This is a genomic window from Metabacillus sp. RB-C-LZQ-3-1 (genome assembly GCF_058315175.1).
The window spans coordinates 177,401-189,719 of the sequence record NZ_JBZFLI010000007.1; the positions used below are offsets into that span (position 1 = coordinate 177,401).

Genomic DNA, 12,319 nt, shown 5'->3' on the forward strand with positions numbered 1-12,319 from the left:
TAGATACTGGAAAATGGAGGATTTTATGAAAAAATTAACAAAATCAGAACTCATTTCAGAGTTCATTACACACATAGGAGACATGCTTTTTTATCCAGCTTTAATTGCCTATGCATTATATTTTGAAAAGAGTCCGATGTTTTTAGCCCTAATTGCAGCTTCAGAACATTTGCCATCTATTATGGCACCAGTATATGGCTATCTAGTTGATAAGGTTGATAAAAAAGTTAGATCCCTGTTTATTATTGCTGTCATCCAGGCGATCCTCTATCTTATCGTCGCATTCATCATTAATGATGTAAGCGAGCTGGTATTTACACTGTTAATTTTGATTAATTTTATTTCTGGTAGTCTTAACCGGTCATACAATGCTACGTCAATTACTTTGGTTATCAATGAACTAAAGGGCGAGGAAGAGATAAAGCAATATCGATCAATGTCGATTAGTATTCGCACAGTTGTCATGATTATCGGACAGTTGCTTGGTGCTGCTTTACTTTTATATATTAGTGCTCAATCCCTTGCGATCATTAACTTAATCAGTTTTGTTCTGCCAATATTACTTGTATTAAAGTTCCTAAAATATTACCGGAAATCTGAAGAGTCTTTAAGAATAAAAAGAGCTAGTATGCAAACTCAGACACCGCTAGATATTTTCAAAGAAGTTATCGGAAAAAAGGAACTAACCCAATTACTTTTCTTTGTAGGGATGATAAATTTTGTTGTCATACCGCTATCTACAGTTTTTATTCCGGAAACATTAAAAAGCATTAATATTGAGGAAACGGTCATTCCTCTTTATTACGCCATAACGGTTGCAGCATTTGGAATTGCGACCATTTTTGGTGTTATGCTTTCACAAAAAATGAAGATTCGTAATCAACATATTTTTTCCATATTAGTAAATTTAATTTTTCTAATATGTATCTATTATGTTCTTACATCTTTTGTACAATCCTATTATCAATTAGTGCTTTTAGCGATTATGTATGGGTTAACCATTGGCGTATTTAATGTATATTCAGAAACATTCTTTTATTCTAGTATTCCAGTAGAGAAAACAGCAACATATAACGGGGTTATGCAGTCAGTTACGTTAGGTGCCGGGGTTATATCCAGTCTATTGTCAGGAATCTTAATTGGAACGATTGGTGTTCAATATACCTTTTTATTGTATGGATTTTTATTGTTACTACTTGGATTTATAGGAAAACAGATGAAAGCAGGTCCTAAAATAGAAGATAAAAACGAGCGTTTAGCATAGTGTATGTCTTCTTTTACAGGCTTTAAAATTGAATAAATAGTGGAAGGGATACAAAATGGTTGTATTAGGGGTAATCGGTACTAGCGTCAGTTTACTAATTATGTGGTTTTTATATGTTAGATATTTTCCAGTTCTAGATGTAAAGGAAATAGAAGCATTACATCAAATTGATGAGAACCTTAGTATTGTTGATGTCCGTGAATTTAATGAGGTGTCGAAAAATAATCCAGAATTAAATACAACACATATCCCGCTTAGTTATATTCAACGATACTACACGGATTTTCACTCGAAGGAGATTGTTCTCATTGTTTCAGACAACCTTGGGAAAAATATAGGCATACGATTTTTAAGAAGGAAAGGGTTTAAAGTTAGAGGCTATATCAATGGAGCTATGAAATGAGTATAAAACGTTACTCGTTTAAGGGAGATTGATGAAATATGAAAAGAACTGCTATGTTGAAGAATTTATCAGAATCTATCTTTGAATCTAGTAACATTAAAGACAAGCATTTTCATTCGAACAACCAATGCGATACATTATTTAAAAATACCAAAATTGAAAATGTGGAGTGGAAATATACCAATATGACTCACTCTAGATTTGAAAATAGTTCCCTTAATGAGACAATTTTTGATCATTGTAATCTTGAACACATCTTATTCGAAAATATTGATTTTAGTAAGACAATGTTTTTCCATGTTAATCTAAGAGCAGCTGTATTCAAAAACTGTACGATTAAGCAATCTGCATTCTTTCATTGCCATTTTGAAAAAGCAACATTTGTTGAATGCAAAGTGGATCTATTTACTTATGATTCATTAGGAAAATGTGTGGATGATGCAGATCATATAACACTCATTGATTAATGTCATTCTAACGAACCAAAAAATGAATATATACCTATTAAGTAGTGTTTAGAGCTTTACGGAGAAACAAGAAGGTGTAATGGAAAGGACTTCATTCATTCCTGCTTAACGGCTAGAAGTCATCCAATTTAAATGGATGACTTCTAGTCATTTTGGTCAGTTCTTGTTCGTACATGCTCATGTAGGCGAGGAATTTATATTCAATTCACACTTAAATAACTAAATATTTATTTAATGCTTGCTGCAGTGTTCCAAGCGTTTCTGTCCTATGATCAAATGAGACCCCGAGGCGGACCATTTTTCGAACCACTTCTGCTCTAAGTCCCGTAATAACTAAATCACATCCCATCATGGAGGCACCTTTGATGATCTTTAATAGCTGGTCGATAACTTCAGCTTCCATATCTGCAATTCCTGATAAATCAATAATCAATGTCTGAATACGAGATACTCCGATTTCCGTTAGAACCTTTTCCTCGAGAATATGTGCTCTGAATTCATCGATTTTTCCAATCAATGGAAGGATACAAACCTCAGAATTAATGGGAATGATCGGAACAGATAAGTTCTCCACCATTTTTCTATGGGCTTTAATTAAAGAATCTTTGTATGTAGAATAACTAATAAAAAAACTATTTAGGAATCCGTCGATTCGATTATTGATTTCTTTTTCAAGATTGAAAAAAGTGGGCACAACTCCCCCGTTTGTCAATTGATCATATTGGTTTATAAAATACCACATTGATCTCCGAATGGCTTGAATCCACTCGAGTTTAAATGTTAAATCAATGGAATGAGTAGACCAAGCAATGCCTTCTTTTTTTGCGAACAGCTGAAGTTCATTTTCTTGCCCATCAATGATGTATGTAACAAGCTTTTTAGCATTATTAACAAGATCAATGTTGCCGATTGCCAGGATTTCATCGATCTTGTCACTTACATTAACAGCCTCTGTTAAAAGCCTCTTCGAATTGTTGAATATTGTTTTCAAAGAAATCCTTTAGTTCATATGAATCTAGGAATTTGAATTTCATAACGATACCCCTTTTTGCTGAATTTTTTAAATTCAATACATCTTTATTTTAAGCTATTTGTATTAAAAATAAAATGTATCTCCATCCTTATAAAATTGGGAACCATTCTCTTTTAAGAATCGTATTACATATTAACATGTCAAAAACTAAAGAAGGCATCTATTCGAAAGGCTGTTTTCGCAAGCTTTGTTGCTTTGTAATAAGTGCCTGAAAATGGTTGATTGGAGCTTCAGGATGCTCGCTTTCTGGGGGCGGGCGGTGAGCCTCCTCGTCGCGCATAGCGCTGTGGGATCTCAGCTGTCCAGCTATTCCCACAGAAGTCTCGCATATCCGTTCCAATCAACCTAATCAGTTTATGTTCAATGAACTTATTAAAAGAGTCATTCGAAAAAATATTGAGCGAATCACGAGTACGTATAACGATGAAGGAGGATAAGAGATAGTGAGTATTTTTTTGGCTTATGTCATCATATTTTTATTAGGTGCAACACCCTTTTTTGAGGTAGTTGGGGTGATCCCAATAGGAGTTGCAGCAGGTCTTCCGGCTATTCCTGTGATGATTCTTGCTCTTTTAGGAAATATCCTTACACTTTGGCTGCTCATTTTTCTGATGGACCGTGTGAAAAAATGGCTTCAAAGGCGTAAAGAAAAGAAAGGCAAGGATGTATCGGAGAAAAAGCAAAAGCGTGCAGAGGCTATTTGGAAGAAATACGGTTTACCTGGGCTAACCTTTGTTTCCCCATTTTTGATCGGTAGTCACCTCGGGGTCATTTTAGCGATGAGCTTTGGAGGGACGAGAAAGCAGATTATGCTTTGGATTACCGTTAGTGTGATTTTCTGGGCTATTGTGATGGGAGTGATCTCATATTATGGTTTTGACTTTTTATTTAACCAGACAGGACAGGATGGATTTTTAAAGGATTTATTAGATACTGAGTAATGACGCGATGTGTCTGATAAGAAAACGGACAGTAGGAATTTGCTGTCCACTTTCTTATTGGTTTAGAGGGGGTGCTTTCTTGAGGTAATTTCTCATCATATCAAATGGACGCCATATAAGCTAAATCTGTAGTTGAATGGGTACATAATCCTACATAATAGTCTCCGAGATTCCCTTCATAAACGAATTCAAAAACATTCTCTTTAATGAGATCATTTGGTGTAATAAGTGAAAGGGGTTTTGAAAAGTCAACACATTCACTCTCTTGTAATACAGTAGCAACAAATTGTGAACAGAAAAAAGCGTATTTTCTATCAACTCGCTTTTTTAATAAGAGGGCAAATAATCCTAGTAGATTATAACGGTATAAACACTTTTCTTCATTAATTTTTTGAATGTAGGATTGCATTTTTTGATATTGAGCAGTAGAGACAGGACAACTGTATATCTTACAATTTGCTTGCTTGAAAAAACATGAATCCATGTCTTCCTTCACAAAGCCGCCAGTGAATGGATTCGAAGGTGATGTTCTTCCAAAGCTATATACATTCGATAAAGATTGATCAAAAGAAATAGATGCATGATTAAATGGTTTTTTTGTATATAATTTAATTAATTTTGTAAACAAGGTCCCTGTGTCAGTTAGTAAAATATAGATCTTTTTTTCAGCCACATTAAATCCTCCCCGCGATAATTCATAAAGCCCAAGTTCTATTATTAAGAATTTAGGCAGTCGAATGAAGAAGCTATGGCTGTATTTGGATCTAAGTCTATAGACGGAGGGGACAGAGACAGAGGACCTGTCCCCCTGTTCCGCCTCATATACTCATCCTATGTAACCATCTAATTATTTTCCAATTTATGAGTAAAAGGGAATAAAGGACCGGATAGATCAAAGCAGAATACCATAATTTCCATCCATTATAATGAAAGAAACCTGTATTCAAGGCTGTCCATTCATAGGCTAGTGCAAATAAAGTCCATCCTAATATGTAATATAGGGACGTACTGAATTTTTTAGAGGCAGGGTAAAAATTCAAAAATATGATATTAACAGATGGATAAATCCAAAACACAACCCAAAGAGTGATATAGTCGATCCCCGGATTGAAATACCAATACAAGTTGAACTTAAATTCTAAATAGATATCTGTAATAAGCTGAAGTACAGTTGAAAATAGAGAAGTTGTATACATTTCAAAAAAGGAAATTCTTTTTGGCATATAGTATATGATTAAACCGAATATGATGACAGAAATAAATAAAAGTAAAATAGGAACACACCCCCATTATCATTTTTACCAATGCTTTTATTTGATAAACTATCTCAAACGTCACTTCACAATCCTTATATGTGAACGATTCATTAACATTTTCAATAAGAGTTGTATTTAAAAAGAGGTCATCATATAATAAAACCATCACGTTACAGTTTGGGGGAGAATACCTTGGGACTAAAAAATTAAGAATTGGTGAAATCGCTGATATTACAGGTGTTACCAAACGGACGATCGATTATTATACAAATTTGGGTTTATTAAAAGCAGAACGTTCTTCTTCTAATTATCGGTATTATGATGAATCCGTAATTGAGCAATTACAGCATATTGAAGAATGCAAAGCAAATGGGATGTCATTAGAAGAAGTGAAAAAGAAGATGATCGCCGCTGCTGAAGAGGTAGATATCCTTGAGTTACGATTAAAGATTAAAGGCCTTGAAAAAGAGGTATCAGAGATCTTAGCGCACATAGACAAAAATGATGCAAAGAAGTGTGAATACCTCAAAAACAATATATCCAAAGAAAGCTTGTCATTAATACAGACATTACTTCTTTTAATACATTAATTAGGAGGTTACGTATAAAATGTTTTTTCATCCAATGGATATTCTTATTTTTATTACATTAGGTGTTTCAATTTGGGCGCAGTTTAGGGTAAAAGGGAATTTTAATAAATGGGCTGAGGTGCCGACAAAAACAGGGTTATCAGGTGCTGAAACAGCAAGACGTATATTGGATCGCAATGGGTTATACAATATACCAATAGAGGTTGTTCCAGGTATGCTATCTGACCACTATGATCCGATGAAAAAAGTGGTTCGTTTGTCTGAGGCTGTGTATTACGGCCAGTCCATTGCATCTGTTTCTGTTGCCGCTCATGAAGTTGGACATGCGATTCAGCATCAGCAGTCATATGCTGCGCTTATGCTTAGACATCGTATTTTCCCAATAGCAAATTTTGCTTCTGGTATTGCACCATTCCTATTTATTGGCGGGTTCTTATTGCAGCAGATGTCCTTGATCGGAATTGGAATTGTCTTTTTCTCAGCTGCTGTAGCATTTCAACTGATTACACTGCCAGTTGAATTTGATGCAAGTAAACGAGCAAGAAGCCTCATGGTAGCAGAAGGTATTCTTTACAATGAAGAAGAACATGGTGTGAAAAAAGTGTTAAATGCTGCAGCATTAACATATGTAGCCGGGGCGTTAATGGCTTTATTTGAATTAATTAAATTTATAATGATTTTTGTTCAAGGAAATAATGAAGACTAACTAAAGAAATCTCTAGGAGGTGTAGGTCTTACGTTTGTAAGGCCACTCATTGATCACTATTAACTTATTTATTATTGTCATTTTAATCGCATTAACAGGCTTTTTTGTGGCTACTGAATTTGCCATTGTAAAAGTGAGGATGTCTAAAATTGATCAGCTCATTTCAGAGGGAAAAAAGGGGGCAATCTCAGCTAAAAGGGTCGTAACTCACTTAGATGAGTATTTATCAGCATGTCAATTAGGGATTACAGTAACAGCATTAGGACTTGGTTGGTTAGGGGAGCCGACAGTTGAAAAAATGTTGCATCCACTGTTTGCCTACTTTAACCTTAATGAATCCCTTACACATATATTATCCTTTGGTATTGCCTTTGCTTTAGTTACGTTTTTGCATGTAGTGGTTGGTGAGTTAGCTCCAAAGACGGTGGCTATTCAAATGGCTGAAACGATTACTTTATTGTTTGCACCTCCAATCATCTTGTTTTACCGCATCATGTACCCGTTTATTTGGTTTTTAAATGGATCAGCGCGAGTGCTAGTTGGAATATTTGGACTGAAACCTGCATCAGAGCATGATTTAGCTCACTCAGAGGAAGAGCTTCGCATCCTTTTATCTGAAAGCTATAAGAGCGGTGAAATTAACAAAAATGAATTAAAGTATGTAAACAATATCTTTGAATTCGATGAAAGATTAGCAAAGGAAATTATGGTGCCTCGGACGGAAATTGTGACAATTTCAATTGATCAGACTTATGATGACATCATTGAAGTGATTAAAAATGAACGCTATACCCGATATCCTGTTGTAGATGGAGACAAGGATCATATTGTTGGATTTCTAAATATTAAAGAGCTTCTAACATCTGCTTTTACGGAATGTGATGAGCCTAAGCCATTTGATATCCATTCCTTTATCAATCCAATCATTCAGGTTATTGAAACAATTCCGATTCACGATTTATTACTAAAGATGCAAAAAGAACGCACACATATTGCGATTTTAATTGATGAATATGGCGGAACTTCTGGATTGGTAACAGTTGAGGATATTCTTGAAGAAATTGTTGGAGAAATTAGGGATGAATTTGATGAGGATGAAATTCCTGATATCCGCAAATTGAGTGATGACCATTATATTTTAGATGGAAAATTACTCATTGAAGATGTAAACACACTCCTTAATACGACATTTTCTGATGAGGATATCGATACAATTGGCGGCTGGTTCTTAACGCAAAACTTTAATGCTGAAGTAGGTGTTGAAGTGGTGGATCAAGATTATATATTCAGAGTTCATGAAAGTGATGGTCATCATATTCAATATTTAGAAGTGTTTAAAGTGAAAAATGATCTTGAACCGATTCCAGAGTAATAAGTTAAGGGACAAAGTTGATTGAAAATTGACTTTGTCTTTTTTTAATACTGTTTTCGTAAACTTTGTTGCTAAAGAATAAGTATTGTCCATGGTTGATTGCAGCTCCAGGATGCTCGCTTTCCGTGGGGCGTGCGGTGAGCCTCCTCGCCGCACAGCGCCTGCATGAGTCTCACCTGTCACGCTACTCCCACAGGAGTCTAGCACCTTCCGCTTCAATCAACCTAACAGTTGTTTGTTCAAAGAATTTATAAAAAAACAATCTTTTAGAAAAAGGCCTTGTTTAATGCTTAAAAATTCTATTAATTAATTGTGGATGCTTCATCATATAGACTAATTTTTTGAGAGATATTTAATAGTATATATAGAAAAAAGGTGTAAAAATGGATTTATTTTACTATTGGAATCTATAGGATGTTATGATGTAAATGTAGTCATTTAAAATACATTTTAGGGTATAGGAGGAACTAATGGAGACCTTTTGTTCAAAGTGTAATACGGAAATGGTAGAGGCAAAACTAGATAGCAATGGTCCGATTCGTGTTTCAAGAAAACTGGAAAAAGCAGGCTTATTAGGAGTGAAATCTGCAGGCCTTTCGACAGTTGAAGCATTTGTTTGCCCAAGCTGCGGCCTCATTGATTGGTATGCAGCAGAACCGAGTAAGCTTTACTAGTTGAAGTTTCATAAAACAAGTTGAAAAGGAGCAATGGCTATGAATAGTGAGAAAAAACAACTTTGGATGCAATTAATGGATAATGGTTTTTTTACAGCCATATTCGTCGCGTTATTAGGGGTTTTTGCACTTGCTTTTGCATTACTAAAATAATAGATTAAAAGGAGGCTGTTTAGAAAGCAGCCTTTTTTTAACGGTTAAATGTGCACTGTCACACTCCTCCCCAAATCCCATATTTTATAAAGATTCCTTTCCGCATACACTACTTTTCCTTTTCTGGAGTGATCCATTTGTTGAAAAATTTATTACCAATTACGGCTATTTTCTGTCTTTCCTTAAGTGCGTGGCTGCTTCCGTCTCAAACGTTTCATGATCATTTTCCGGCATTAGAGATATTTGGCAAAATGGGAACTTGCATATCATTGCTTATCTTCGTGATATTTAGTCTTGTTCAATTATTTTATTTCACACCTAAAAAGTAATGACAACAGGAATGGCAATGATTATTTATTGCCATTCCGTAAAAATTATCCACATGGTATAGTAATGGGAGATCATGTCGAACAGTGTAGTTCTTTTCCGGGAACGTCTTCTATTCATTTGCGTCTTATTTGCCCTAGGCTGACCAGGGAGCTTGCGCTTTTCTAATTCTTCTTATGACTATTTTTAAAATGAGGTAAAAAAACAATGAGATTTATAGATATTGAGGATTATAACCCCTTGACGATGCAGCTTGCGATGCCGATTTATGATCGGATGAGAAGGGTGTTATTAACGGCAGGTCGAACCATTCATCCTAACTACTTAGAGCGAATGAAAGCGATTGGAGTGTCAACTCTTGTTGTGGAGGATGCTGAGTCAACAGGGATTACGCTCGAGGAAATGCTTGATATGCCGACATGGATGGACACGATTGCCGTTGTACAGCAGGCATTTGAGGATGCTTCAAAGAAAAAAAGATTAAATGTGGTGGCACTTCAAAAGGCAGCTGCGACACTTATTAAAGAAGTGGTTGCCCATAAAACGATTATTTTAGTGCCTACATCATCATTATCAGAAGACTTGGGACACTATGCTCACTCAGTGAATGTCGCGCTTTTAAGCTTACAAATGGCCAAACATTTAGGCTATAATCAAGGACAACTCAGGGACTTGGCTCTTGGGGCATTGTTACATGATATCGGCAAAGCGGTCACAGATCAAGAACAAGAACATCCAATAAAAGGCTTTGAGATCATAAAGGACAATCGGGAAATTAGTCTATTGTCCGCACATATTGCTTACCAGCATCATGAATATATTAATGGTCAAGGTTATCCGAGAAAACTTAAAGGACAAGCTGTTTTAGAGCTTCCGCAGGTCGTAGGGATTGCAAATGTATACGATCATTTGTTATCAGATAAAAAAATCCCCCCACATGAAGCGTTAGAATATATTATGACAAAAAGTGATGAAGAATTTTCCTATAAAGTAGTCCAAGCATTTGTAGGCAGCGTCCCATCTTATATACCCGGTACAAAGGTAGAGCTGTATACAGGAGAGCAGGCAATTGTCATAGGCATTAAAAAGCATTTGCAGCGCCCGATTATTCGGTTTTTAAAAAGTGGTGAAGAGATGGATTTATCAGAACATCCTGCTGTTGTGGTAAAAAAAGTAGTGAACACTAGTCAAGAGGACTAGTGTCCACTTTTAAGATAAAAGAGATTCAGTATATTTCCTCAATAGATTATTCAGCAAATTGAAAGGGTTAGAGAAGATGAAGGAAAATATATCATCTACGATTAAGGAACCGAATATGAAGCTTATTCTAGTGCTTCTCCTATTAGGAAGCATAGGATCGATCATTTTCGCAATAGGGATTGGTCCAGTTTCTCTTCATCCTAGTACAGTAGCAAAAATATTAATTAGCAAACTGCCATTTTTAACCGATAATCTTCATCCTAGCTGGACGAGGATAGATGAAAATATTGTTTGGAATTTACGCCTGCCAAGGGTATTACTCGGAATGCTTGTTGGTGCATCATTAGCTGTAACAGGTGTGGCCATGCAGGCCTTAGTAAGGAATCACTTGGCGGATCCATTTATTCTCGGTGTTTCTTCAGGGGCATCTGCTACAGCCACTTTAGGGATGCTGTTTGGCGTCTTTTCGTTTTTTGGCACCTATGCCCTTTCGATTAGTGCGTTTATTGGTGCGGCAGCTACGATTATGATTGTTTATACCATTTCAAGGGTTAGAGGAAGAATTAATATTACGCAATTATTATTATCAGGTGTTGCCATTGCAATGATCATGGATGCGGTAACAAATGTGATCACTTTAAGCGCTCCAAATGCATTAGGGTTACATAATGCTGCGTTTTGGATGTCTGGCAGTTTAGCAGGAGCGAAGTGGGGCTATTTAACACTGCCGCTAATCGTCATCCTTCTTTGTATGACAATTCTCATGATCCATTACCGTGCCCTGAATGCATTGCTTTTAGGGGAAGAAGCTGCTGGAACGTTAGGGACTGATGTTAAGCGCGTGCAAAAAGTACTTGTGTTAGTTGCATCACTTTTAGCAGGTACAACGATTGCCGTTAGCGGTTCGATTGGCTTTATTGGATTAATGGTTCCGCATATCACAAGATTATTAATCGGTTCAGATCATAAAAGAGTTTTACCTGTGAGTGCTTTATTAGGAGGCATTTTAGTCATTTGGACGGATGTTGTCGCTAGAATCGTCATTGCACCTGAAGAATTGCCGATCGGTCTTCTAACAGCTATCATTGGCGGGCCATTTTTTATTTGGTTACTAAAACGAAACTCCCGAGCATAAAGAGGTGGAAGCATGAAATTACAAGTAGAGAATATAAGCTTTTCCTATGATGATTTGAAAATTGTTGAAGATATTCGCCTCCATGTAGAAAAAGGTGAGTTTATTGGGCTATTAGGACCAAATGGAAGCGGCAAGTCCACGATCTTGAAAACATTATATCGAGCCCTGGATCCAGATGCTGGAGATGTTCGATTAGATGATGATGATTTACTGAAGATGAAAATAAAAAAGGTTGCTAGAAAAGTTGGGGTTGTTGGGCAAGAAAACAATATTCCTTTTGATTTTAAAGTAGAAGAAATCGTCGCAATGGGAAGAAATCCATACAAAAAGCTTTTTGAAGGGGACACACAGGTAGATAAAGAGATTGTCGAAAAAGCCTTAAAACAAACAGGCATAGAAGATTTAGCAAAGAGAAATTATATCCAGCTTTCAGGTGGAGAAAAGCAAAGAGTGTTAATCGCAAGAGTATTGGCACAGCAGACCGACTTTTTACTGCTGGATGAACCAACTAATCATTTAGATATTTACTATCAATTGCAAATGTTTGATTTGGTTAAGGGATTGGGAGTAACGGTATTAGCTGCAATTCATGATCTTAATATTGCGGCACTTTATTGCGATCGGATTTATGTGTTAAAAGAAGGGCGTTTATACAAAGCAGGGACACCAGAGGAAATTTTAACACCAGAAGTCATTTTTGAGGTGTACGGTATTCAAGTCGATGCCACGATCCATCCCATAACGAATAAGGTATCGATTACGTATTTACCGAAAAGTTTACATGAAAAGGAGAAGTGA

Annotated in this window: 15 protein-coding genes; 12 read left to right on the forward strand and 3 right to left on the reverse strand. The window is 36.1% G+C overall.

Annotated elements, in window-relative coordinates:
* Window positions 1-25: 25 nt before the first annotated feature.
* From AC4GZ8_RS13550 to AC4GZ8_RS13560, 3 genes are read left to right on the forward strand one after another with little or no spacing between them, the layout of a single operon-like run.
* Entirely contained in the window at window positions 26-1,264 is a 1,239-nt protein-coding gene (locus AC4GZ8_RS13550; protein ID WP_491082403.1) for an MFS transporter, read from the forward strand.
* A gap of 55 nt (window positions 1,265-1,319) precedes the next feature.
* The gene (locus AC4GZ8_RS13555) at window positions 1,320-1,667 is read left to right on the forward strand and encodes a rhodanese-like domain-containing protein (protein ID WP_491082404.1); all 348 of its coding nucleotides are present in this window, start codon (window positions 1,320-1,322) and stop codon (window positions 1,665-1,667) included.
* Between the two features lie 38 nt (window positions 1,668-1,705).
* Window positions 1,706-2,134 carry a pentapeptide repeat-containing protein gene (locus AC4GZ8_RS13560; protein WP_491082405.1) on the forward strand — a complete coding sequence of 143 codons (429 nt, stop codon included), beginning with the start codon at window positions 1,706-1,708 and terminating at the stop codon, window positions 2,132-2,134.
* Between the two features lie 211 nt (window positions 2,135-2,345).
* On the opposite strand, the gene AC4GZ8_RS13565 is transcribed toward AC4GZ8_RS13560, so the two are convergent.
* Window positions 2,346-3,125 (reverse strand): STAS domain-containing protein, encoded by a 780-nt coding sequence (locus AC4GZ8_RS13565; protein WP_491082406.1) that lies wholly within the window; start codon window positions 3,123-3,125, stop codon window positions 2,346-2,348.
* 485 nt (window positions 3,126-3,610) lie between these two features.
* Between AC4GZ8_RS13565 and AC4GZ8_RS13570 the strand changes: the two genes are divergently transcribed.
* Entirely contained in the window at window positions 3,611-4,108 is a 498-nt protein-coding gene (locus tag AC4GZ8_RS13570; RefSeq protein ID WP_491082407.1) for a small multi-drug export protein, read from the forward strand.
* 100 nt (window positions 4,109-4,208) lie between these two features.
* Here AC4GZ8_RS13570 and AC4GZ8_RS13575 read toward each other — a convergent pair whose 3' ends face one another.
* Together AC4GZ8_RS13575 and AC4GZ8_RS13580 are read right to left on the reverse strand one after the other, a co-directional pair.
* Entirely contained in the window at window positions 4,209-4,781 is a 573-nt protein-coding gene (locus tag AC4GZ8_RS13575) for a hypothetical protein (RefSeq protein ID WP_491082408.1), read from the reverse strand.
* Window positions 4,782-4,926: 145 nt separating this feature from the next.
* Complete coding sequence (locus tag AC4GZ8_RS13580) at window positions 4,927-5,331, reverse strand: CBO0543 family protein (RefSeq protein WP_491082409.1); 405 nt, start codon at window positions 5,329-5,331, stop codon at window positions 4,927-4,929.
* Between the two features lie 131 nt (window positions 5,332-5,462).
* Here AC4GZ8_RS13580 and AC4GZ8_RS13585 point away from each other — a divergent pair, with 131 nt between their 5' ends.
* From AC4GZ8_RS13585 to AC4GZ8_RS13620, 8 genes are all read left to right on the forward strand, one after another.
* A complete protein-coding gene (locus AC4GZ8_RS13585) occupies window positions 5,463-5,954 on the forward strand; it encodes a MerR family transcriptional regulator (RefSeq protein WP_491082410.1) in 492 nt (163 codons plus the stop codon).
* Window positions 5,955-5,973: 19 nt separating this feature from the next.
* A complete protein-coding gene (locus AC4GZ8_RS13590; RefSeq protein WP_491082411.1) occupies window positions 5,974-6,660 on the forward strand; it encodes a zinc metallopeptidase in 687 nt (228 codons plus the stop codon).
* A 49-nt stretch (window positions 6,661-6,709) separates the two neighbouring features.
* Window positions 6,710-8,032 (forward strand): hemolysin family protein, encoded by a 1,323-nt coding sequence (locus AC4GZ8_RS13595; RefSeq protein ID WP_491082412.1) that lies wholly within the window; start codon window positions 6,710-6,712, stop codon window positions 8,030-8,032.
* Between the two features lie 470 nt (window positions 8,033-8,502).
* The gene (locus AC4GZ8_RS13600; RefSeq protein WP_491082413.1) at window positions 8,503-8,706 is read left to right on the forward strand and encodes a hypothetical protein; all 204 of its coding nucleotides are present in this window, start codon (window positions 8,503-8,505) and stop codon (window positions 8,704-8,706) included.
* 293 nt (window positions 8,707-8,999) lie between these two features.
* Entirely contained in the window at window positions 9,000-9,188 is a 189-nt protein-coding gene (locus tag AC4GZ8_RS13605) for a hypothetical protein (RefSeq protein WP_491082414.1), read from the forward strand.
* Window positions 9,189-9,393: 205 nt separating this feature from the next.
* Complete coding sequence (locus AC4GZ8_RS13610; protein WP_491082415.1) at window positions 9,394-10,386, forward strand: HD-GYP domain-containing protein; 993 nt, start codon at window positions 9,394-9,396, stop codon at window positions 10,384-10,386.
* 76 nt (window positions 10,387-10,462) lie between these two features.
* Window positions 10,463-11,521 carry a FecCD family ABC transporter permease gene (locus tag AC4GZ8_RS13615; protein WP_491082416.1) on the forward strand — a complete coding sequence of 353 codons (1,059 nt, stop codon included), beginning with the start codon at window positions 10,463-10,465 and terminating at the stop codon, window positions 11,519-11,521.
* Between the two features lie 12 nt (window positions 11,522-11,533).
* Window positions 11,534-12,319: an ABC transporter ATP-binding protein gene (locus AC4GZ8_RS13620; RefSeq protein ID WP_491082417.1), complete on the forward strand. Its 786-nt coding sequence runs from the start codon at window positions 11,534-11,536 to the stop codon at window positions 12,317-12,319.